Annotated in this window: 21 protein-coding genes; 10 read left to right on the top strand and 11 right to left on the bottom strand. The window is 75.3% G+C overall.

The window, feature by feature from the left end:
- Nucleotides 1-238 precede the first annotated feature (238 nt).
- The 3 genes from groL to OG335_RS17315 all read left to right on the top strand — a co-directional run bounded on the left by groL (nucleotide 239) and on the right by OG335_RS17315 (nucleotide 2,603).
- Entirely contained in the window at nucleotides 239-1,861 is a 1,623-nt protein-coding gene (gene groL / locus OG335_RS17325) for a chaperonin GroEL (RefSeq protein ID WP_405012029.1), read from the top strand.
- Nucleotides 1,862-1,980: 119 nt separating this feature from the next.
- A complete protein-coding gene (locus OG335_RS17320) occupies nucleotides 1,981-2,337 on the top strand; it encodes a hypothetical protein (protein ID WP_405012028.1) in 357 nt (118 codons plus the stop codon).
- The gene (locus OG335_RS17315; protein ID WP_405012027.1) at nucleotides 2,334-2,603 is read left to right on the top strand and encodes a DUF4031 domain-containing protein; all 270 of its coding nucleotides are present in this window, start codon (nucleotides 2,334-2,336) and stop codon (nucleotides 2,601-2,603) included. The genes OG335_RS17320 and OG335_RS17315 overlap by 4 nt, the downstream gene beginning before the upstream one ends.
- Here the strand turns inward: OG335_RS17315 and OG335_RS17310 are convergent.
- Entirely contained in the window at nucleotides 2,584-3,213 is a 630-nt protein-coding gene (locus OG335_RS17310; protein WP_405012026.1) for a hypothetical protein, read from the bottom strand. The two genes, OG335_RS17315 and OG335_RS17310, sit on opposite strands and share 20 nt — an antisense overlap.
- A 217-nt stretch (nucleotides 3,214-3,430) precedes the next feature.
- On the opposite strand from OG335_RS17310, the gene OG335_RS17305 reads away from it, so the two are divergent.
- The gene (locus OG335_RS17305) at nucleotides 3,431-4,117 is read left to right on the top strand and encodes a copper homeostasis protein CutC (RefSeq protein WP_405012025.1); all 687 of its coding nucleotides are present in this window, start codon (nucleotides 3,431-3,433) and stop codon (nucleotides 4,115-4,117) included.
- Between the two features lie 41 nt (nucleotides 4,118-4,158).
- Here OG335_RS17305 and OG335_RS17300 read toward each other — a convergent pair whose 3' ends face one another.
- Nucleotides 4,159-6,306: a HelD family protein gene (locus OG335_RS17300; protein ID WP_405012024.1), complete on the bottom strand. Its 2,148-nt coding sequence runs from the start codon at nucleotides 6,304-6,306 to the stop codon at nucleotides 4,159-4,161.
- Nucleotides 6,307-6,796: 490 nt separating this feature from the next.
- Here OG335_RS17300 and OG335_RS17295 point away from each other — a divergent pair, with 490 nt between their 5' ends.
- On the top strand, nucleotides 6,797-6,973 hold the full coding sequence (locus tag OG335_RS17295) for a hypothetical protein (protein WP_405012023.1): 177 nt from the start codon (nucleotides 6,797-6,799) through the stop codon (nucleotides 6,971-6,973).
- Between the two features lie 40 nt (nucleotides 6,974-7,013).
- On the opposite strand, the gene OG335_RS17290 is transcribed toward OG335_RS17295, so the two are convergent.
- The gene (locus OG335_RS17290) at nucleotides 7,014-8,648 is read right to left on the bottom strand and encodes a DNA repair helicase XPB (protein WP_405012022.1); all 1,635 of its coding nucleotides are present in this window, start codon (nucleotides 8,646-8,648) and stop codon (nucleotides 7,014-7,016) included.
- A 97-nt stretch (nucleotides 8,649-8,745) separates the two neighbouring features.
- On the opposite strand from OG335_RS17290, the gene OG335_RS17285 reads away from it, so the two are divergent.
- Nucleotides 8,746-9,015: a hypothetical protein gene (locus OG335_RS17285; RefSeq protein ID WP_405012021.1), complete on the top strand. Its 270-nt coding sequence runs from the start codon at nucleotides 8,746-8,748 to the stop codon at nucleotides 9,013-9,015.
- A 38-nt stretch (nucleotides 9,016-9,053) separates the two neighbouring features.
- Here the strand turns inward: OG335_RS17285 and OG335_RS17280 are convergent, their stop codons facing one another.
- Nucleotides 9,054-11,585 (bottom strand): helicase-associated domain-containing protein, encoded by a 2,532-nt coding sequence (locus tag OG335_RS17280; protein ID WP_405012020.1) that lies wholly within the window; start codon nucleotides 11,583-11,585, stop codon nucleotides 9,054-9,056.
- A gap of 506 nt (nucleotides 11,586-12,091) precedes the next feature.
- Between OG335_RS17280 and OG335_RS17275 the strand changes: the two genes are divergently transcribed.
- On the top strand, nucleotides 12,092-12,679 hold the full coding sequence (locus OG335_RS17275; protein ID WP_405012019.1) for a hypothetical protein: 588 nt from the start codon (nucleotides 12,092-12,094) through the stop codon (nucleotides 12,677-12,679).
- Between the two features lie 14 nt (nucleotides 12,680-12,693).
- Here OG335_RS17275 and OG335_RS17270 read toward each other — a convergent pair whose 3' ends face one another.
- Both OG335_RS17270 and OG335_RS17265 read right to left on the bottom strand, forming a co-directional pair.
- The gene (locus OG335_RS17270; RefSeq protein WP_405012018.1) at nucleotides 12,694-13,716 is read right to left on the bottom strand and encodes an ABC transporter substrate-binding protein; all 1,023 of its coding nucleotides are present in this window, start codon (nucleotides 13,714-13,716) and stop codon (nucleotides 12,694-12,696) included.
- Nucleotides 13,717-13,898: 182 nt separating this feature from the next.
- On the bottom strand, nucleotides 13,899-15,035 hold the full coding sequence (locus OG335_RS17265; protein ID WP_405012017.1) for an alpha/beta hydrolase: 1,137 nt from the start codon (nucleotides 15,033-15,035) through the stop codon (nucleotides 13,899-13,901).
- A gap of 155 nt (nucleotides 15,036-15,190) precedes the next feature.
- Here OG335_RS17265 and OG335_RS17260 point away from each other — a divergent pair, with 155 nt between their 5' ends.
- A complete protein-coding gene (locus OG335_RS17260; protein WP_405012016.1) occupies nucleotides 15,191-15,439 on the top strand; it encodes a hypothetical protein in 249 nt (82 codons plus the stop codon).
- Here the strand turns inward: OG335_RS17260 and OG335_RS17255 are convergent.
- Nucleotides 15,412-16,032 carry an HAD family hydrolase gene (locus tag OG335_RS17255; protein ID WP_405012015.1) on the bottom strand — a complete coding sequence of 207 codons (621 nt, stop codon included), beginning with the start codon at nucleotides 16,030-16,032 and terminating at the stop codon, nucleotides 15,412-15,414. The two genes, OG335_RS17260 and OG335_RS17255, sit on opposite strands and share 28 nt — an antisense overlap.
- 351 nt (nucleotides 16,033-16,383) lie before the next feature.
- Between OG335_RS17255 and OG335_RS17250 the strand changes: the two genes are divergently transcribed.
- Complete coding sequence (locus OG335_RS17250) at nucleotides 16,384-16,767, top strand: cold-shock protein (RefSeq protein WP_405012014.1); 384 nt, start codon at nucleotides 16,384-16,386, stop codon at nucleotides 16,765-16,767.
- 7 nt (nucleotides 16,768-16,774) lie between these two features.
- On the opposite strand, the gene OG335_RS17245 is transcribed toward OG335_RS17250, so the two are convergent.
- From OG335_RS17245 to OG335_RS17230, 4 genes are all read right to left on the bottom strand, one after another.
- Nucleotides 16,775-17,620, bottom strand: a complete 846-nt coding sequence (locus OG335_RS17245; RefSeq protein ID WP_405012013.1) for a 1,4-dihydroxy-6-naphthoate synthase — start codon at nucleotides 17,618-17,620, stop codon at nucleotides 16,775-16,777.
- Nucleotides 17,613-18,356 (bottom strand): futalosine hydrolase, encoded by a 744-nt coding sequence (locus OG335_RS17240; RefSeq protein WP_405012012.1) that lies wholly within the window; start codon nucleotides 18,354-18,356, stop codon nucleotides 17,613-17,615. Before OG335_RS17240 ends, OG335_RS17245 begins: the two co-directional genes overlap by 8 nt.
- An 11-nt stretch (nucleotides 18,357-18,367) precedes the next feature.
- Nucleotides 18,368-18,889 carry a hypothetical protein gene (locus OG335_RS17235; RefSeq protein ID WP_405012011.1) on the bottom strand — a complete coding sequence of 174 codons (522 nt, stop codon included), beginning with the start codon at nucleotides 18,887-18,889 and terminating at the stop codon, nucleotides 18,368-18,370.
- A gap of 117 nt (nucleotides 18,890-19,006) precedes the next feature.
- On the bottom strand, nucleotides 19,007-20,335 hold the full coding sequence (locus OG335_RS17230) for an MFS transporter (RefSeq protein WP_405015432.1): 1,329 nt from the start codon (nucleotides 20,333-20,335) through the stop codon (nucleotides 19,007-19,009).
- Nucleotides 20,336-20,813: 478 nt separating this feature from the next.
- Between OG335_RS17230 and OG335_RS17225 the strand changes: the two genes are divergently transcribed.
- Nucleotides 20,814-21,695 (top strand): DUF3027 domain-containing protein, encoded by an 882-nt coding sequence (locus OG335_RS17225; RefSeq protein ID WP_405015431.1) that lies wholly within the window; start codon nucleotides 20,814-20,816, stop codon nucleotides 21,693-21,695.
- The last annotated feature ends 114 nt before the right edge of the window (nucleotides 21,696-21,809 follow it).

The following is a 21,809-nucleotide window of genomic DNA, read 5'->3' as shown; positions in this document are numbered from 1 at the left end:
CGTGTCCGGGGCGCGGGACGCGGACGGGAATCATCCGCGCGGACACGGCGATCGGGCTTGCACTCGCCATCCGAGAGTGCTAACTATTGGCGTTAGCACTCACAGCATGAGAGTGACAAGCGGACCGGGTCGGTGAGGCCCCGGCGAGCGGTAGGGGAATGGACCCCCGCTCACAGGGCCGTCCGTCGCGGGCACCTCTGGTCCGAGCAGTCGACCGTGTCCCGGAGGACCACTTCTGATGGCCAAGATCATCGCCTTTGATGAGGAAGCTCGCCGCGGCCTTGAGCGCGGCATGAACCAGCTTGCCGACGCAGTGAAGGTCACGCTCGGCCCCAAGGGTCGCAACGTCGTTCTGGAGAAGAAGTGGGGCGCCCCCACGATCACCAACGACGGTGTCTCCATCGCCAAGGAGATCGAGCTCGAGGACCCGTACGAGAAGATCGGCGCGGAGCTCGTCAAGGAGGTCGCCAAGAAGACCGACGACGTCGCGGGTGACGGCACCACCACCGCCACCGTGCTCGCCCAGGCGCTCGTGCGCGAGGGCCTGCGCAACGTCGCCGCCGGCGCCAACCCGATGGCCCTCAAGCGCGGCATCGAGAAGGCCGTCGTCGCGGTCTCCGACCAGCTCCTGGCCCAGGCCAAGGACGTCGAGACCAAGGAGCAGATCGCCTCCACCGCCTCGATCTCCGCCGCCGACACCCAGATCGGCGAGCTCATCGCCGAGGCGATGGACAAGGTCGGCAAGGAAGGCGTCATCACCGTCGAGGAGAGCAACACCTTCGGTCTGGAGCTCGAGCTCACCGAGGGCATGCGCTTCGACAAGGGCTACATCTCCGCGTACTTCGCCACCGACCTGGAGCGCATGGAGACCAGCTTCGAGGACCCCTACATCCTCATCGCCAACTCCAAGATCAGCTCGGTCAAGGACCTCCTCCCGCTGCTGGAGAAGGTCATGCAGAGCGGCAAGCCGCTCGTCATCATCGCCGAGGACGTCGACGGCGAGGCGCTGTCGACCCTGGTCGTGAACAAGATCCGCGGCACCTTCAAGTCCGTCGCCGTCAAGGCCCCGGGCTTCGGCGACCGCCGCAAGGCCATGCTCGGCGACATCGCCATCCTCACCGGTGGCACCGTCATCTCCGAGGAGGTCGGCCTCAAGCTGGAGAACGCCGGTCTCGACCTGCTGGGCAGCGCCCGCAAGGTCGTCATCACCAAGGACGAGACGACCATCGTCGACGGTGGCGGCGACAGCGACCAGGTCGCCGGCCGCGTGAACCAGATCCGCGCCGAGATCGAGAACAGCGACTCGGACTACGACCGCGAGAAGCTCCAGGAGCGCCTCGCCAAGCTGGCCGGCGGCGTCGCCGTCATCAAGGCCGGCGCGGCGACCGAGGTGGAGCTCAAGGAGCGCAAGCACCGCATCGAGGACGCCGTCCGCAACGCGAAGGCCGCCGTCGAGGAGGGCATCGTCGCCGGTGGCGGCGTCGCGCTGCTCCAGGCCTCGGTCGTCTTCGACAAGCTGGAGCTGGAGGGCGACGAGGCCACCGGTGCCAACATCGTCAAGGTCGCGCTGGAGGCCCCGATCAAGCAGATCGCGACCAACGCCGGCCTCGAAGGCGGTGTCGTGGTGGAGAAGGTGCGCAACCTCCCCGCCGGTCACGGTCTGAACGCCGCCACCAACGAGTACGTCGACCTCATCGCCGCGGGCATCATTGACCCGGCCAAGGTCACCCGCTCCGCGCTGCAGAACGCCGCCTCCATCGCGGCGCTCTTCCTCACCACCGAGGCCGTCATCGCCGACAAGCCGGAGAAGGCCTCCGCGGCCGCCGGCGGCGGCATGCCGGGCGGTGACATGGACTTCTGATCCCCGGCGGATCAGCGGTTCCGATCGTCCCGCGAGGGCGGTCTCCCCACGGGGAGGCCGCCCTCGCGGCGTTCTCGCCCGCTTCACCCCGCCGTGGGGCGCTGCGCGACAATGGGGGGATGGCCAGCCCTGAGATCGAAGCCGCCCTGCACGCCGCCCGTGCGCTGATCCTCGCCGACCTGACCGCCCGCGACGTCGCCGACGCCGCCGTCGTCTCGCTCGTCGAGAACGCCGTCACGCACCGCCGGTGGTGGCTGGAGCAGTGGCCCGACGGCACGGAGTACGTCCTCGGGCTGGTCGCCCAGGACGTGCAGGACGCCCTGCTGGAGGCGTACGGCCGCTGGCCGCTCTGCGAGGCCTGCGCGACCGCGGGCGACCCGCACGCGCTGGGCGTCGAACCCGAGCTCGGCCCCGAGCCGCACTGGGTGTGCGGCAAGGAGGGCGTGGCCGTCGCCGCGGTCGGGCACCTCGCGTGATCCTCATCGACCCGCCGACCTGGCCCGGCCACGGCAAGCTGTGGTCGCACCTCGTGAGTGACACGGGCTACGAGGAGCTGCACGCCTTCGCCGTGCTGCTCGGCGCCCCCGCGAAGGGCTTCGAGCGCGACCACTACGACATCCCGGCGGCCTGGTACGACCGCGCGGTCGCGCTCGGCGCCGAGCCGGTGGGCTCCAAGGAGCTGGTGGCCCGGCTGACCGCGGCCGGGCTGCGCCGCCGGAAGGCTAGCTTTCGAGACGGCTGAGCTCGGCCGCCAGGTTCGTCCGGGCCGCCGCGTCGAAGCGTTCCCGGGCCTGCGCGGTGCGGTAGAGCGCCGGCAGCGCCAGCAGCTGCCGCAGGATCGCGGCGCGGCCCGCCCGGAAGGCCTCCTCCGGCACGAACGCGTACTCCTCGCGGACCTCGGCCGCGTACGCCGCGTACCGCTCCGGGGCCGACCCGAGGATCGCCAGGTCGGCGTCGCACAGCACCTCGCCGTTGCGGTCGCCCGCGGCGCAGTCGTGACCGGCCGTCAGGCGCACCAGCCGGGCGACCTCCTGGACGGACCCCTCCGCCAGTCCGGCCTCCCGCAGGGCGCGGACGGCGAGCTGGGCGCTGCGCTCCTCGTTCTCGGAGCGGTCGGGCCGGTACACCGCGTCGTGGAACCACGCGGCCAGCCGCACCGCGTCGGCGTCGTCGGCGAGCGCGGCCAGCGTGTCGACGTGGTCGAGCACCGCGCGCAGGTGGTCGACCGCGTGGTAGCGGCGCTGCGGCTCGGCCCAGCGGGCCAGCAGGTCGCGGCCGTACGGCTCCGGGTCGGCGGTGGCGCCGCAGCGGGCCAGCAGGCCGTTCCAGCGGTCGAGCAGGACATCGGTCATGACGGCCATTCTGCTGCACCGGGTGTTCCGCTCCTCCTCCCGGCGGCCGCTCCCGCCGCGCCCGTCCCCGCCGGCCGTCCCCGGCCCGTGCGGCGGCCCCCCGTTCCGGGCGCCCCCGGGCTGCCGGTCCTCCCCCGGGCCGCCCCCCCCGGCACCGGGCGACCGGATCGCGGGAGGGGGCTCGCCGGGGGGCGGGCCCGTGTGGCAAGGTAGCGATATGTCTAGACCAATCGTGGAAGTCATCGCGCTGACCGCCCAGGACGCCCTGGCCGCCGAGTCCGGCGGCGCCGACCGCCTGGAACTGGTCACCGACATGGCCGCCGACGGGCTCACCCCCTCGGTGGCCGACTTCGCGGCCATCCGGGCCGCCGTCGCCCTCCCGCTCCGGGTGATGCTCCGCATCCGCGACGGCTTCACCCCCGGCGACCTCGACGACCTGCTCGCCCGCACCGCCGCCCTGCGGGCCGAGGGTGCCGAGGAGTTCGTCCTCGGATTCCTCGACGCCGACGGCGCGGTCGACCTGGCCGCCACCACCGCCGTCGCCGAGGCCGTCGCGGGCTGCCGCTGGACCTTCCACCGGGCCATCGACCACAGCGCCGACCGCTCCGCCGTCCGCGCGGCCGTCGCCGGCCTCCCCGGCCTGGACACCTTCCTCACCTCCGGCTCCCCGGCCGGTGTCGACGCGGGCCAGGGCGTCCTGGAGGGCGAGCTCGCCAAGGCCGGCGACCCCGGCTACCGCCAGCGCATCCTGGTCGGCGGCGGCCTGCGGTCCGAGCACGTGCCCGGGCTCCGCGCGGCCGGCTTCGACGCGTTCCACATCGGCGGGGCCGTCCGCGTCGACGGCTGGACGACGCCGGTCGACCCCGCCAAGGTCGCGGCCTGGCGCACCCTGGCCGACACCTGATCGGCGCCCGACCCGGCGGCCGGCCGACCGGCGATCGTCCGTCAGCCGGCCAGCTGGGCCGGCAGCGGCTCCGCGTGCAGCACCTGCAGACCGGAGACCGCCCGGGTGAGCGCCACGTAGAGGCGGCGCAGCCCGGTCCGCTCGTCGGGCTCGCCCGCCACCACCGCGGCGGGCTCGTCGAGCACCACGTAGTCGTACTCCAGACCCTTCGCCAGCGAGGCCGGCACCAGGGTCAGCCGGGCCTCGGCCGACGTCTCCGCGCCCGGGGCGAGGAACGGCAGCCCGGCCGCGGCGAGGGCCCCGGCGAGCAGCGGGATCCGGTCGTCCGCCGCGATCAGCCCGGTCGACCCCTCGGAGTCCAGGGCGGTGCGGCACGCCGCCACGACGGCGCCCGGCAGGTCGTCGTCGACCTTCCGGACCACCAGCGAGCCCGGTGCGTCGCGCACCGACCCGGCCGGTGCCAGCCCCGGCGCGATCGACGGCAGCAGCCGCGACGCGTACGCGATGACCTCCTCCGGCACCCGGAAGCCCTGCGTCAGCTCCTCCACGTGCGCGCCCGGCTTGCCCAGGTGGTGCAGGGCCTCCGGCCAGCTCGCCGTCGCCCACGGCGTCGTCCCCTGCGCGAGGTCGCCGAGCACGGTCGCCGAACCGGTCGAGCACCGCCGGCCGACCGCCCGGTACTGCATCGGCGAGAGGTCCTGCGCCTCGTCGAGCACCACGTGACCGAGCGAGGCGGTCCGCTGCACCAGGTCGCCCGCCTCGTCGACGAGCACCGCGTCGGCCGCCGACCACGGCGCCGTCCGCACCGACCGCGGCGGCTTCGCCCACCGCACCGCCTCCTGCTCGTCCGCCGTCAGCACGCCGTCCGCGCAGGCCGCGAGGAACTCCGCGTCCGACAGCAGCCGGTGCACCAGCTTCACCGGGTCGACCGGCGGCCAGCACTCCTTCACCACGGCCTTGACCGCGGTGTTGCGCGCCACGGCGTCCTGCACGCGGTCGTCCGGCGCCTCGCCGCCGTGCTCCATCTTCACCAGCACCACGTGGGCGATCCGCTGCGGCAGCGCCTCGCGGGCGGCGCCGTACCGGATGTCCCGGGCGCGCAGCTCCTCGATGATCTCCGTCAGCTCGTGCACCGGGACGCGCCAGCGCCGCGATCCCCGGACGACGACGCAGGGCTCCGACGGCAGCGTGATGCCGGACCGCACCGCGCGCCGCAGCACCTCGGCCATCCGGGCGTCGCCCTTGACCGTCGCCGCCGCCGCGGTGTCCGTGCCGCGCACCTCCACGTGCGCCACCAACTGCTGGACGGTCGCCTGCGCGACGTCCAGCTCGCCGAGCGCGGGCAGCACCTGCTCGATGTACCGCAGGAACGAGCTGTTCGGCCCGATCACCAGCGTGCCGGTGCGGGCCAGCCTGTCCCGGTGCGCGTACAGCAGGTAGGCGACACGGTGCAGGCCGACCGCGGTCTTCCCGGTGCCCGGGGCACCCTGCACGCAGACCGTGCCGCCGATGTCGGCGCGCACGATCTCGTCCTGCTCGGGCTGGATGGTGGCCACGATGTCGCGCATCGGGCCGACGCGCGGCTTCTCGATCTCCGCCGCGAGCAGCGCCGACCGGGTGTCGGTCTCCGCCGGGTCGGACAGGTGCTCGTCCTCATAGGCCGTCAGTTCGCCGCCCGTGTAGCCGAAACGGCGACGCCGCTCGACGTCCAGCGGGTCCTTGCGGCTGGCCCGGTAGAACGGCTGCGAGACCGGCGCCCGCCAGTCGATCACCATCGGGTCGCCGACCGCGTCGTGCACGTGCCGGCGCCCGATGTAGAACCGCTCGCCCGCGCCGCCCTCGGCCAGCTCCTCGCTGATCGCGTGCAGGTAGTCGAGGCGGCCGAAGAACAGCGGGGTGTGCGCCAGGTCGGCGAGGGCGAGGATGCGCTGCTCGACCTGGTGCCGCAGCACCGCCGCGGAGACCCAGGTGCCGGTGACGTCGCGCAGGTCGAGCGACTCGGCGTCCGCGCGCATCGCGCGCAGGGCCGCGCGCGAGGACGCCAGATGGTCGCGCTCGCGCTGCAGCGGATCGGAGGCGTCGGCGGCACCCGTGCCGGTGGCACCGATGGTGGGCGTGGTGGGGGAGTGCACGGCGAACCTTCCCGGCTGCCCCGCCCGCACGGGACCGTACGGGGGCAGCGGACTCATCGTCAAAGCTCACGGCAGAAGGACACCGGCCGGTTGCCGAGCGGCCGGACCTCCCCCGGCTGCCGCACGACGGGGCACCACGGTTCGGGAGGGGCAGACCGGCGATGATAGCCGATCGGCCGCGAACCGTGCCAAGGGTTTGCCGGGGACGGCCGAGTGCCTCCGGGGTCCGCCCCGCGCCGGGCGCCGGGGCCGTCACCACCCGGACGGGGGCGTCCGCCCGGACCGCCCGTGAGCCGCCCACCGCGCTCCGCCCCGGGCGTCCCGAACACCTCGGAGTTGCGGCCCGTACCCGTCCTGGCGGGCTTCCCGGATCCGGCCTCCGGAGGCGCTCCGCCGCTGGACCGTGCCCCTCGGGGCCCGCCGCTCTCGGGGACGGGACCCGCAGGACGTCGGGGTCGGGATCCGCCGGAAGGACGACGTCCGGGGGGCTGCACGGCCGACCTCCGGCCGATGTGCGGTCGGCGGCCGACTCCTTACCGTGGAACGCATGAGAAACGCGCCGGACCACCCCGCAGCCCGACCCGCCGCCCACGCCGACGCCCCGCGCACCGCCGCGGGCCCCCGGCACCGCAGCCCGGTGGCGAAGGCCGTCCGCAACGTCGGGATCATGCTCGACACCGCCGCCCGGGTCGTCCTCCTGGGGCGCGACGGCGTCGCCTCCTGAGTCACCGGCCCCGGGCCCCGGGCACGCGCCGGCCGGTCCGTCAGATGTCGTCCGCGTCGACGATCCGATAGGCGTAGCCCTGTTCGGCGAGGAAGCGCTGCCGGTGCGCCGCGAAGTCCTGGTCGACGGTGTCACGGGCGACGACCGAGTAGAAGTGCGCCATGTGACCGTCCGACTTGGGCCGCAGCACCCGGCCGAGGCGCTGCGCCTCCTCCTGCCGGGAGCCGAACGTGCCGGACACCTGGATGGCGACGGTCGCCTCCGGCAGGTCGATGGAGAAGTTCGCCACCTTGGAGACCACCAGCACGCTGATCTCCTTGTTGCGGAACGCGTCGAAGAGCTTCTCCCGCTGGGCGTTCGACGTCTCGCCCTTGATCACCGGCGCGTCGAGCACCTCGCCGAGCTCGTCCAGCTGGTCGATGTACTGGCCGATGACCAGCGTCTGGTCCTTCTCGTGCTTGCGGACGAGGGCCTCCACCACCCGCCGCTTGGTCGCGGTGGTCGAGCAGAACCGGTAGCGCTCCTCGGCCTCCGCCGTGGCGTACATCAGGCGCTCCGAGTCGGAGAGCGTCACCCGCACCTCCACGCAGTCGGCGGGCGCGATGTAGCCCTGCGCCTCGATCTCCTTCCACGGGGCGTCGAAGCGCTTGGGCCCGATCAGGGAGAACACGTCGCCCTCGCGGCCGTCCTCGCGGACCAGGGTCGCCGTGAGGCCGAGCCGCCGCCGGGCCTGCAGGTCGGCGGTGAACTTGAAGACCGGTGCGGGTAGCAGGTGCACCTCGTCGTAGACGACCAGGCCCCAGTTGCGGGCGTCGAACAGCTCCAGGTGCGGGTAGACGCCCTTCCGGCGGGTGGTCATCACCTGGTACGTCGCGATGGTGACCGGCCGGATCTCCTTGCGGGTGCCGCTGTACTCGCCGATCTCCTCCTCGGTCAGCGAGGTGCGCTTCACCAGCTCGTGCTTCCACTGCCGGGCCGAGACGGTGTTGGTGACGAGGATCAGCGTCGTCGACTTGGCCTCCGCCATGGCCGCGGCCCCGACCAGGGTCTTGCCGGCGCCGCACGGCAGCACCACGACGCCGCTGCCGCCGTGCCAGAAGCCCTCCACCGCCTGCTGCTGGTAGGGGCGCAGGGTCCAGCCGTCCTGGTCCAGCTCGATCGGGTGGGCCTCGCCGTCCACGTAGCCGGCGTGGTCCTCGGCGGGCCAGCCGAGCTTGAGGAGGGTCTGCTTGATCTGGCCGCGCTCCGACGGGTGCACGACCACGGTGTCGGGGTCGACGCGGGCGCCGACCAGCGGGGCGACCTTCTTGGAGCGCAGCACCTCCTCCAGCACCGGCCGGTCGGTGCTGGAGAGCACCAGCCCGTGGACGGGGTGCTTCTGGAGCTGCAGCCGCCCGTAGCGGCCCATGGTGTCGGCGATGTCCACCAGCAGCGCGTGCGGCACCGGGTAGCGCGAGTACGACACCAGGGCGTCCACGACCTGCTCGGCGTCGTGGCCGGCCGCGCGGGCGTTCCACAGGCCGAGCGGGGTGACGCGGTAGGTGTGCACGTGCTCGGGGGCGCGCTCCAGTTCGGCGAACGGCGCGATCACCCGCCGGCAGTCCGCGGCCCTGGGGTGGTCGATCTCCAGCAGCAGCGTCTTGTCGCTCTGCACGATGAGCGGTCCGTCGTTCACGCGGGAAGCCTCCGGTACGTCGTGTCGCAGACTTTCCAGTGTCCCGCACTCGGGGGGTGTGCGGTGACCGGACGGCGGGCGGCTCGTTGGGCTGTTCATGAACAAGCGATTTCTCGCCGCCGTCGCGCTCTCCGGAGCCGCCCTCGCCTCCAGCCTCGGGGCGGCGGGCCAGGCCCACGCCGCGGAGCCCGGTCTCGACACCGTCGCCGACATGGGGCAGCCCGGCGGGCTGCTCGGTGCGGCCGCCTTCACCACCACCGGGCTGCTGACCGGCATGCAGCCCAAGATCCCGGACCCGCAGACCTTCGTCGAGCAGGCCAAGCAGCAGAAGGCCGACCAGGACGCGAAGGCCGCCCAGGGCCACTGACCCGCCCGCCCGCCGTCCCCTCCCGGTGGCGGCGGGCCTCAGGCCGGTTCGTCGACCTCGGCGACGCCGGTGATCCGGTGCAGGGCGAACGTCCGGACCTCGTCCGACAGGTGGTCGTAGGCGGTGACGAACCCGCCCTCGACCTTGACCGGGTCGACCACCCGCTGGGAGGCGATGCCCTCGGCGTTGACGAAGCCGATCCACATCCGCTCGCCGAGCAGCACCGCCGTCTGCAGGGCCGCCAGGGTGTCCGCCGCCGCGGTGCGCGGCAACTGCCGCAGGTCGGTGCGGGCGGGGCCGGTCTGCGTCCTCGTCGCGGCCGGGCCCGCCACGGTCTCCCGGCGGACGGCGGTCGCCGCGCGGTCGCCCGCACGGATCGCCCGGACCGCCGCGCCGAGCAGGGCGGAGTCGGGCCGCGGCGGCCCGTCGGGCACCGGCACGGGGGCGCTGCGCGGCGGGGTGCGCCGACTGTCCGGCCGGGAGATCAGCACGTCGCCCTCGGCGGACTCCGCCGCCGGCGCGTACCCCATCGCCCGCAGCACGACGAGCAGGGTCTCCGCGGGGGCCTGCGCGGCGAGCACGGTCGGGGCGATCATGCGCAGCCGCAGCTCGACGGCGCGGCGGTCCGCGAGCACCTCGTTGAGCAGCGCCGGGTCGTCGCACCGCAGGTACGAGGAGGCGGCGCCGACCCGGAGCACGCCGTGCCGGCGGGCCACGTCGTCGATCAGGTAGGCGAGCGGCTGCGGCACCGGCGTGCGGGAGTGCTGGGAGAGGAAGCCGTGCAGGTCGGCAGCGGTGCGGCCGGCGTCCAGGGCGCGCCGCACCGACTCCGCGGAGAAGCGGTAGACCGTCGCCCCGCCCTTCGACTCGACGTCCGCGCACAGGGCCAGCGCCTGTGAGAGCGGCGTGAGCAGCGGCCCCGGCGCGATGGCGGTCAGGTCGGGCTGCAGGATGACGTGGTCGAGGGGCTTCGGCAGCAGCGGGCCGAGCAGCGGCACCGGATCCCTGCCGTCCAGCAGGGCGCGGGCGGCCGAGGAGAGGGCGCCGCGGCCGGTGACCCCGAGCATCTCGGCCTCGTGGAGGGTCCACTCGGTGAGGTGGTCGCGCAGGTCGCGGCCGTCGGCGGCGTTGGCCCCGCCGCGCAGCGGGCGCTGCCAGCGCAGCACGGGCAGCAGCGTGGCGGCGGTCGCGGTGCCGCCGGCGGGCAGGCCGGCGAGGAGCCGCAGCACCGCCCGGCGGACGGCGGGGGCGAGGGTGCGGTCGAGTTCGGGGCCGAGGGCGGCCCGGGTCTTGCCCTTGCCGTCGGGGGTGCCGGCGAGACCGGCGACGCGGGTGGCGGTGAGCCAGCTGCCGGCGAGCCGGGCCCAGCGTTCGGCGACCGGCTGCTGCAGCCAGGTGTCGTACGCGGGGGTGGGCGCCCACCGCTCGTCCGCCTCGCCGTCGGCGGCGAGCAGACCGGCCGCGTAGGCGAGTTCCAGCCAGAAGGCGGCGGTCGGCTCGGGGCACTCCAGGACGAGGGCGGCGCGCTTGAGGTCGCGGACGCCGAGCCCGCCGGCCCGCAGGGTGGGCGGCGGCTGCAGGCCCCAGGCGTCGAGGACCTCCTCGACGGTGCGGACGGCGGTGTACGCCTGGCCGGCCGCGGCGGTGTCGGCGACGGCAGGATCCCGGTCGGCGGTGGCGGTGAGCGCGGGAGGGGCCGCCTCGACCGTGCGGTGGCTGCGCCCGCCGCGGAGGTGCAGGGCGAGCTCGCGGGGCAGCACCACGGAGCCCGGCCCGGACGGCAGCAGCAGACCGCGGGCGAGCAGCCACTCCAGCGGGGTGCGCGCCTGCTCGGCGGTGACGGGGCGGGCGGCGTCGGGCAGCGTGCCGGTGGGCGGGCCCCACACGAGCCGGTCGAGCAGGGCGAGGGCGGGCGCCGGGGCACCGGCCAGCAGCGCCGCGCACTGCTTGCGGTCCTCGAACAGCCCGGTCAGGGCGGCGACGGCGGTCACCGGATCGGGGGTGGCGGGCAGGCCCGCCCCGGCGAGCAGCTCCTGCAGGCGGGCCGGAGACATGCCCGTCGTGGCGTCGGCGACCGTCGGACCGAGGCCGGTGCGGCCCGGGTTGGCCGCGCTCGGGGCGAGCGCCTCGCGGACGGCGATGACGAGCCGGAGCGCCTGGTCCGGGCCCCAGAGCAGCGCCCGGCTGCGCAGTTCGGCGAGTGCGCCGGGCAGGGCGGCGGTGACGGCGGCCCGGTCCACGGGGTCGGCCTGCGGGTGCGGCCTGACCCGGGCCGGGCCGGTCAGCAGGTTGCGGACGACGGTGTCGGGGCCGCCGTCCGGCGCGGCGGCCAGTGCCTCGGCGACCTGGAGGGTGAAGCGGTCGAGGCGTTCGAGGGCACGCAGCGCGGAGGCACGCCCGGAGAGCCGGGCGGAGAGCTGGGTGAGGTCGCCCGGTACGGGGTTCAGCAGGTCGGGCCTGGCCCGCAGCAGGCCGGCGAGCTCCTCGTCGCTGCGGGCGCGGAGCTCCTCGGCGAGAGTGCGGGGTGTGGTCGCCCGCGTACGGGAGGCGCCGCTCTGCTGCGTGGTCATCCGACCCAGGTTAGTCGGCCCGGGTGACCGCGGCCCAGTGCCGGGGACACGGCCGGGTGCCGCGGGGTGGGACACCGGGCGTGGCGGGCGCGCCGCGGGTGCCGCGGGCGGGGATGCGCCGGCCCGGCGGCGCCTCTCGCCGGGACGGGGCACGAGTCGGTACCGTCGGCACGGTCGGGGGCGGGGCCGAGCGGGCAGGGGTGCGGGCGATGGCGGACGGCGGGGCCGGAGGCACGGCGGAGGACGGCGCGGGCGGCGAGGGCGCGAGAGGCGGCGGCAGGGCCGGCGGGAGCGGTCCCGTCGGGGAGTGGTGGCGGATCGAACGCCCGTCCCGGGTACTCGGGCCGCCCCGCAGGCCCGCCGACGACGACCGGGGGGACGGGGCGGGCGGGTACGCCTCCGACGGCCGGACGCCGCCCGCCCCGCCCGTGTCTCCCGCGCCGCCTGCCCCGCCGCGGGCGTCCGGGCCGTCCGCCGGGGGGCCGGTCTTCGGATCGGGCGCACCGGTGCAGGGCTTTCCCGGCTGGGACGTGCGGTTCGAACCGGAGGAACCGCAGGCGGACGCCGTGCCCGCCCCGCGGGCGGCGCCGGAGTCCGCGCCCGTCGAGGCGGTGCCCGCGGCGCCGGCGGGGCGCCGCGGCCTCTGGGGCCGCCGGGCCGCGTCCGGCCCGAAGGGCGGAGCCGCGGACCCGAAGGCAGGGGCCGCGAAGGCGGCCGGCCCGAAGGCGGACGCCGTGCGGGCCCCGCGGCGGCCGTCGCCGCTGCTGCTGTTCGCGGCCCTGGCGCTGCTGGCCGGGGCGGTGACGGGGCAACTGCTGGTCATGCTGCTGGGCTGGGGCGCGGCCTACCTGTCGCGCCGGCTGTCGGACGCCGTCCGCAAGTTCGTGGTGCTCGGCACCCCGCTGGCCGCGCTGGGCGCCGCGGCGGTCTGGTACTGGGGCCGCACCGCCGGCCGCTGGGGCGAGCCGCTGGCGGAGGGGGCGCCGATGAACGAGGCGCTGTGGGCGGCGGCGCCGGGCGTGCTGCGGGTGGCGGCGGCGCTGACGGCGCTGGCCGTGCTGCTGCTGACGCTGCGCCGCCGGGCCGCGGGGTAGTCCGGCGGGCGGGCTCAGCCGCCGAGGAAGCGCTGGAGTTCGCCGATGAGCAGATTGGCCCCGGTGTAGCCGACGCCCTGGAACCACAGCTGGTCGTCGACGGGGAAGGCCCGGTGCGCGCGGACGACGCCCAGGGACTGCCAGGCGGGGCCGGCGAGGGTCGCGGTGGTGCCGGCGCGGCCGGGGTCGCCGTAGGTGGCGTAGAAGAGGAAGTCGGCGTCGGCGCGGGCGAGCTGGTCGGGCGGCAGGTCGATCTCGTCCTGGGCGGTGTTCTGGGCGTCGGGGCGGGCGAGTCCGAGGTCGGTGAACACGGTGCCGAGGAAGCTCTGCCGGCCGTAGGTGCGGACGCCGGGCGGCGGCCCCTCGACGAACCGCAGGACGCTGATGCGCCGGCCGCCCGACCCGGCGTCGCGGATCACGGCGGTCGCGCGGTCGGTGTGCCGGCGGTACTCGGAGGTGACGGCCGCGGCCTGCTCCCGGCGGCCGAGGGTCTGGGCGTGCAGCTGGAAGTTGTCCTTCCACGGCGGGCCGGGGGTGCGGGTGAGGACGGTGGGGGCGATCCGCTGCAGGGTGGCGAGGCGGGTGCCGTCGCGGTCCTGGCTGCCGAGGACGACCTGCGGCTCCACGGCGCGGATGCGGGCCGGGTCGGGGCTGCCGGTGTCGCCGACGTGGGCGATCTCGGCGAGGCGGGAGGCGGGCCAGTAGTCGGGCAGGCCGGGGTCGAGCGCGGACCGGGTGGCGCCGACGGGGGTGATGCCGAGGGTCATGGCGGAGTCGAGTTCGGGGCTGCCGAGCACGACGACGCGCACCGGCCCGCCGGGCACGGCGACCGGGCCGGCCGCCGTGGTCACCGTGACGCCGGGGGTGGGATGCGGGCTGGGGCTGCCGGTGGGCGTGGCGCCGCCGGACGAGGCGGCGGGCGCCGTGCTGCGGACGCTGTGCGTGGTGCAGCCGGTGAGGGCCGTGCCGGTCAGGGCGGCGCCGGTGCCGGTGGCGAGGGCGGTCAGGACGGCCCGGCGGGTCGGCTGGTGCGGCATCGGGACCTCCCGTGAGGCGGGCATCTCCGACCGATTATGGGTGATTTGCCCGCCTTCTCCGGGGAGCCGTCCCCGCCGGAGTCGTGCCCGTCCCCGTCCCCGCCCCCGTCCCCGCCGCCCCGTCCCCGCCGGAGCCGTCCGCACCGGAGTCGTCCCCGCCGCGGCCGTCGGCGGCGGGCCGGTCACGGCCGCGGGTCGGTGAGGTGCTCGCCGAGCCAGCCCAGCGAGGCGGGCAGCATCCGCGACCAGGTGTGGAAGTTGTGGCCGCCGGTGTCGAGGGTGATCGAGGAGATCTTCGTCGGGCCGTCCCCGGCGGCGGCGACGAACCTCCGGGTGGCGGGGTAGTAGTCGCCGTCGCCCTCGCGGCTGCCGCCGACGAGCAGGGCCACGGGCGGGTGCGGCCGGTGGCCGAGGCGCCAGGTCAGGTCGGCGTCCTCGCGCCGGTGCTCGTCGCCGTGGAAGAGGTCGCCGGTGGTGGCGTCCTCGGCGGCCCGGTAGTAGCCGGAGAGGGAGACGGCCGCGGAGAAGACGTCCGGGTGGCGCATGGCGAGTTTCAGCGCGCAGTAGCCCCCGGTGGAGTTGCCGATCAGGCCCCAGCTGCCGGGCCCGTCGGCGACCCGGTACGCGGCGCGGACGGCGGCGGGCACGTCGCGGGTGAAGTAGCTGTCGGCCTGCGGCCCGCCGGGGACGTCCTCGCACTCGGTGTCCCGCGGCATCGCGGGGGAGGGGCGCATCAGGACGAGCACGGTCGGCTTCGTCCGGCCCTCGCGGAGGAGCTGCAGCTCGGTGGCCGGGTAGTTGAGCTTGGTGATGAGGTTGCGGGCGTCGCCGGGGAAGCCGGTGATGGCGATCGCGGCGGGGAAGCGCCGGTCCTTGTACGCGGGCTGGAAATACTGCGGCGGCAGGTAGACGTACCCGTCGGTGGACAGCCCCGTCCCCGCGCCGGGGATGCGGACCTTCTCCAGGCGGCCGACCTCGGCGGGGGCGCGGCCGACGGTGTTGCTGCTGCGGATGTTCTCGGCGGAGATCCGCCGTACGCCGTGGTCGCGGCCGTCGAGCCGGTTCTGGATGGTCACCGGGCCGTCGTCACCGGTGCCGAGGAGGTCCTGCCAGCTGCTGTAGAAGGCGAAGTAGTTGTTGGCGAGCAGCCCGAGGGTGCACATCACGGCGAGCTGGGTGCCGATGACGGTGCCGAGCCGTCCGGCGACGGCCGTCCAGGTGGGCCGGGCGAGTCGGGGCCAGAGCCAGACGGTGGCCACAACGGCGGCCGCGGTCATCAGCGCGGACAGCGCGAGGACCTTGTGGCTGGTCAGTCCCATGGCATGCGCTCCCGTTCCCCGTGGTCAGCCTCAGTTTCAAGGATGGCGGCGGGATTTCCGGGAGGACTCGGCGCGCAGGGTGAACCTCCCCCCGCCGTTCGGCGGGGGCGTTCTGCTGCGAGACTGACGGGTGTCCGTGCTGTGAGGAGCCTGTTGTGAGCAATCCGTCCGCCGACCGCGGTGACGCCCTCGTCCGCGCCGGGGTGATCGTCTTCGCCGCCGGCGCGGTCGCGACCCTCGTGACGTTCGTGCCGCTGTTCTTCGACCTGACGCCGCTGCCGTCCGCCGCCTACTGGCTCTGCATGCTGATGCCGGCGGGTTTCCTGCTGTCGATGGCGGGCCTGCTGGGGTCGGCCCGGGCGCAGAGGCGCCGGGCTCAGGCCGAGAGGCAGCCCGCGCGGTAGCCGGCGAGCCAGTCGGGGAAGGCCGTGAGGTCGTCGAGGACGACGTCCGCCCCGGCGGCGCGCAGCTCCTCGGGGCCGTACGGGCCGGTCGCGACGGCCACGGCGACGGCGTCGGCGGCGCGGGCGCCGATGATGTCGCCGAGGTGGTCGCCGACGTACACGTCCGCGCCGTGCTCGCGCAGCGCGTCGCCCTTGGTCTCCGCCCAGAGGTCGCCGACGAGGACGTCCGCGTCGAGGCCGGCGTGGTCGAGGTGGAGCCGGGCGTTCGGCTCGTACTTGCCGGTGATCACCGCGACCCGCCCGCCGTGGCTGCGGACCGCGGCGACGGCCTCCCGGGCGCCGGGCAGCAGCACGGTGGGGGCCAGCGCGTGCTCGCGGTACATCTCCCGGTACCGGACGGCGACCGCGTCGAGCCGCTCGGCGGGGAACCAGTGGGCGAGCTCCTGCAGGAGCGGCGGCCCGAGCCGGGTCACCGCGAGCGCGCTGTCGATCGGGGTGCCGGTCTCCGCGGACAGCGCGTCGTACGTGGCCCGGATGCCGGGCCGGGTGTCGAGCAGGGTCATGTCGAGGTCGAAACCGACGGTGAGGGCCATGCGGTCACCCTATGTGCTGCGGACCGGCACGTGGTGTCCGTCACTGCCCGCAGTTCTCCGGGGACGCAAAGTTTCGACCGCGGGCCGGGCCGGGTATGCAGCCCTCGCACGGGGTTGATCGGTTGCCCCGCTTCGTCCGGGGGGTGTTCGCCAGTGGATCGCGTCTCGCCGCGTCCCGGCCGTCCCCGGCCCCCGTCCCGATCGTGCTCCGCTCGCGAGTGAGCGGTTGAGGGATCGTTAATCTGCTGAGTGATGCCGGCCGTCCGCGTAGGGTGGTCGGCTCGCCGTCCGCCCGGCGGGGCCGGTCCACAGCCCGTTCCCCGCCCACACCCACACCGAGGACAGTTCGAGATGCCCACCGGCCAGGTCAAGTGGTTCAACGAGACGAAGGGTTTCGGCTTCCTGTCGCGCGACGACGGGGGAGACGTCTTCGTCCACACCAAGGCGTTGCCCGCCGGGGTCACCACGCTGCGGCCGGGCCAGCGCGTGGAGTTCGGCGTCGTCGCCGGTCACCGCGGTGACCAGGCGATGAGCGTCACCCTGCTGGAGGCCCTGCCGTCGGTGGCCGCCGCCCAGCGCAAGAGCCCGGACGACATGGCGCCGATCGTGCAGGACCTCATCACGACGCTCGACGCGGTCCTGCCCGGCCTGCAGCGCGGCCGCTACCCGGCCAAGCCGACCGGCCCGAACCTGGCCGTGCTGCTCCGGGCGGTCGCCGACCAGTTCGACGTCTGACCCGCGCTCAGCGGGCGCGCAGCGCACCCGGGTCGACGGAGGGCACCAGGCCCTCCCCGGCGGCCCGGGTGAGCAGGGCCTCCACCGCCGCGTAGCCCTCCTCGCCGAGGTCCGCGGTGAACTCGTTCACGTACAGCCCGATGTGCTGGTCGGCGACGGCCGGATCCATCTCCTGGGCGTGCGCGAGTACGTACGGCCGGGAGTTCTCCGGCTCCTTCCAGGCGGCCTCCACGGAGGCGCGGACGGTGTCGGCGAGCTCCCGCAGCCGGGCGGCGCCCAGGGAGCGGCGGGCGACGATCGCGCCGAGCGGGATCGGCAGGCCGGTCGCCCGCTCCCAGGCCTCGCCCATGTCGGCGAGGCTGTGCAGCCCGTACTGCCGGTAGGTGAACCGGGCCTCGTGGATGACCAGGCCGGCGTCGACCCGGCCGTCCCGGACGGCCGGCATGATCTCGTGGAACGGCATGACGACGATCTCCCGGAAGCCGCCGGGCACCGCCTGCGCCGCCCACAGCCGGAACAGCAGGTACGCGGTCGAGCGCTCGCTCGGCACCGCCACCGTGCCGCCCGTCAGGTCGGCGCCGGGCTCCCGGGTGAGCACCAGCGGCCCGCAGCCGCGTCCGAGCGCCCCGCCGCACGGCAGCAGCGCGTACTCGTCGAGCACCCAGGGCAGCTGCCCGTAGCTGATCTTCAGCACGTCCAGCTCGCCCCGCTCGGCCATGCCGTTGGTGACGTCGATGTCGGCGAAGAGCACCTCGGGCGCGTCGGCACCGGGCACCAGCCCGTGCGCCCAGGCGTGGAAGACGAAGGTGTCGTTCGGGCAGGGCGAGTACGCGACCCGCAGCGGCTCAGCCATCGGCGGACTCCTGGAGCAGCTCTCGGTACGGCAGCGCCGCGAAGGCCCGCTCCAGGGCCTCCAGCGCCTCCTTGATCCGCCACGCCGCGCGGTCGCGCGGGCCGACGGGGTTGGACACGGTCCTGATCTCGAAGACGGGCACCCCGAACAGCGCCGCCGCCTCGGCGACCCCGAAGCCCTCCATGGCCTCCGCCGCCGCACCCGGGTGGCGGGCCGCCAGCCCGGCCGCCCGTCCCGCGCTGCCGGTCACCGTGGTGACGGTCAGCACCGGGCCGGCGGCGGCGCCCAGCGCCGTCGCGAGCCGGGCCACCAGCGGCGGCGCCGGCACGTGCCGGACCCGGCCGAAGCCCAGCGCCGCGACGTCCGTGAAGCCGTCCGGCGTCTCGGCGCCCAGGTCGGCCGCCACGATCGCGGACGCGACGACCACGGAGCCCACCGGCGCGACACCGGCGAAGCCGCCCGCGATGCCCGCCGACACGACCGCCCGGTGGCGGCCGCCGGCCAGCACCGCCGCCGTTGCCGCGGCGACCGACGCCGGGCCGACCCCGCCCGCCAGGACGTCCACCGGCACGCCCGAGGCGTGCACGGCGCGGTGCAGCGTCCCGCCGGGCACCGGCACCGGGCGGGCGGCGGCGCCGACCCCGCGCAGCACGGCGTCCGCCTCGGCCCGCACGGCGACGACGACGAGCAGCCCGGCCGCGGGGCCGGACTGCTCGTCGTCGTGGTGCGGACTCATCGCCGGAACGGTCAGCTGTCCTTGGTGTTCAGGTCGAAGTACCAGATGCCGAGGATCTCCTGGGTCTTCTGGTCGGCCTCGACCACGGTCACCAGGGTCTTGCCGGTCGAGTTCAGCACCGTGGAGGCCGGGACCGAGCCGGACCAGGTCGTCCCGCGGGAGTCCTGGGCGAGCGGCGCCTGGCCCTGCGAACCGCCGTCGGTGAACGCGAACCAGCCGCGGTCGGCGACGCCGGTGGGCACGCCCACGCCGATCCGGTCGCTCGCGCGGACGTCCGAGGTGGGCAGGACGCCCTTGTCACGGGCCGTCTTGGCGTCCGCCTGGCACTTCGCGAGGGCGTCCTGCCCGAGCGCCTTGCCGCCGTTCTCGCAGAACGGCGCAGAGGTGATCGAGGAACGGCCGACCGTCAGGGTGGCGACGTTCTCGTCGGGCTTGCCCGCGTCGGCGGCGTGCCAGACGGAGAAGCCGACCGTGCCGGCGCCGATCACGACCACGGCGCCGAGGGCGGCGATTGCACGGGTGCTGAGGCTCATGGGCAAGAGGCTACCGGGCATTCGTGATCACGCGACGCGGGGGTGGCCGACGCGCAGGGCCCTGCCACCCCCCGGCCGAGCGGTCCGGCCCGCGCCGGCGGCGGCCGGGCGGCCGGCCTACGCCACCCGTGGTCTGGCCGCCGGCCCGCGCAGCCCCACCTTGAACAGCGACCGCAGCGTCCACAGCAGCATCAGCCCCATCGCCCCGGCGGCCGTCGCCAGCCCCAGTGTGGGGTTCAGCGGCATCGAGATGCCCACCACGCCGCCCGCCACCCAGCACAGCTGCAGGATCGTCTCCGAACGGGCGAAGGCCGAGGTGCGCACCGACTCCGGCACGTCGCGCTGGATCAGCGCGTCCAGCGCCAGCTTGCCGAGCGAGGCCGCCATGCCCGAGGCCGCCGCGAACACCGCCACCGTGACCAGGCTGTACCAGAGCGCCGCCGCGCCTGCCGCGAGCCCGGCCAGCAGCAGCATCGCCGTCACCGTCGCCTCCGAGCCGCGCGTCCGCAGCCACGAACCCAGCACCGACCCGAGCGCGTTGCCGACGCCCGCCGACGCGGCCACCACGCCCAGCGCCGCCGTCGACGGCAGGCCGCCCACCGGGTCGTTGCGGATCAGGAACGCCAGGAACATCACCAGGAAACCCACCAGCCCGCGGAGCCCCGACACGCCGCGCAGCGCCAGGATCACCGACGGGCCGACCGTACGCAGCCGGGTCCGCGACCGCTTCGGGCCGTGCTCGTCGGCGTGCATGACGGCACGCTGCTCGCCCTTCGCGGAGTCCACCTTGTGCGGCAGGTGAAACGCCATCAGCGTGCCGATGACGAACACCAGGAACGCCCCGCGCAGCGGCCAGCCCGGCCCCGCCAGGTGCAGCAGGCCGCCCACCCCCGCCGCGACCATCGTCGCCAGCAACCCGGCCAGCGTCACCCGCGAGTTCGCCTTGACCAGCGACAACTGCGGTGGCAGCAGGCGTGGTACGACAACGCTGCGCACCACTCCGTACGCCTTGGAGGCGACCAGCACCCCGAGGGCCTCCGGATAGAGCGCGAGGCCGCCGCCCGAGATCGAGCCGGCCATCGTCCACGCCAGCACCGCCCGGGCGAGCATCGAGATCGCGATCGCCGACCGCCGGCCCTGCGGCAGCCGGTCCAGCAGCGGCCCGATGACCGGCGCGAGAAGCGCGAACGGCGCCATGGTGATGAGGAGGTACAGCGCGACGCGGCCGCGGGCCTCACCGGTGGGCACGGAGAAGAAGATGGTGGACGCCAGCGCGATGGTGATCAGCATGTCGCCGAAGGAATTCAGCGCGTGCAGCTCGATCAGCTTCGCCAGACCCGACTCGCCCGCGCCCTCCGCGGAGGTCGCCCGGCGGATCCGCCGCCCGGTGCCGTGCACCACCCGCCCGGTCCGCACGCCGGCCGACGACGCCCCGCGGACCAGCACGTTCTTCGCCCGGCCGGCCTTCGGCGGGGCCGTCGCGCCGTCGGGAGGAGCGGTGTCGCCGGCGGAATCCGGCTGTTGCGGCGGCACAGCCGTCGCCCCGGTGGGGCCATCCGGCTGCGGAGCGTCCACGCCGTGCTGCGAGGGAGTCTCGTCCGCCACATACGCCATCCTGCCCGAGAACGCCCTTCCGTACGACCGAGACCGCGCACGGCTTCGCCGGAGCCGTGCCGCCGCCCCGGACTGTGCCCGGACGCCGACCGGCGGGTAGCCTGCACCAAGCACGTACGGGCGGGACGCACCGCGCGGGGGCGGCGCGGCCGGTCCCGGGGAGGCGTCCGGGTCGCGCAGAATAGAGGGTGCCCCTCGTGCAGATTCCGGCGGCGGGCGGGGCATGACTCCCCCGGACGGCCCGCCGGGCCGTGCGAGGGTGACCGCCGGACAACAGGACTGGGAGAGAATCGACGCCGTGAGCGCTGCGATGCGAAGCCGTACCCCCGACCGGCTCTGTGCCGAAGCCGTCGAACTCGCCCGCCAGGCCGCCGTCGAGATGGTCGGCCCGGAGACCGTCGGGGCCTCCCTCGGCGTACGCGCCGAGGCGGACCGGGTCGTCACCCACTCGTTCGAGTGCCTCGACGCCGCCTACCGCGGCTGGCACTGGGCCGTCACCGTGGCCAGGGCCCCGCGGGCGAAGAACGTCACCCTCGACGAGGTCGTCCTGCTGCCCGGCGAGGACGCTGTCCTCGCACCGCAGTGGGTGCCGTGGAGCGAGCGGCTGCGGCCCGGCGACATGGGCCCCGGCGACCTCCTGCCGACCGGCGCCGACGACCTCCGCCTGGAGCCCGGCTGGAGCGGCGAGGACGAGCCCGCCCCCAACTCCGTGTTCGGCGAGGCCGCCGAGGAGGACGTCGTCCTCAGCGACCCGCACGTGCAGCCCGCGCCCGCCCGCGCCCGGATCGGCGCGGTCGCCGAGGAGCTCGGCCTGGCCCGCCCCCGGGTGCTCTCCCGGCTCGGCCTGCACCTGGCCGCCGAGCGCTGGGACTCCACCTACGGCCCGCAGACGCCGATGGCGCAGGCCGCCCCGGCGAACTGCGACAGCTGCGGCTTCCTCATCCCGATCGGCGGCTCGCTCGGCCAGGCGTTCGGCGTGTGCGGCAACGAGTTCGGCCCGGCCGACGGCCAGGTCGTCGCGTTCGGCTACGGCTGCGGAGGCCACTCCGAGGCCGCCGTGCTGCCCGCCCCGCCGACCCCGTCCGAGCTGATCCTCGACGAGACCGTCGTCGAACCGCTCACCCTCCACCCCGACCGCACCGGCGGCTCCGTCGAGCCCGACGCCCCCGCCGAGGAGCTCGGCCACTCCTGACCCGCCGGCCGCCACGGCGGCCCGCGCCGTCCCCCGGTCCGAAGTCCGCTCCGGACAGGGGAGAATGCGGATCGTACGCAGCGCAGGGTGCAGACGGCGGAAGGCGGCAAAGTC

Source organism: Kitasatospora sp. NBC_01539 (genome assembly GCF_045040525.1).
Classification (GTDB): Bacteria; Actinomycetota; Actinomycetes; order Streptomycetales; family Streptomycetaceae; genus Kitasatospora.
This window is presented reverse-complemented; position numbering and strand designations above follow the sequence as displayed.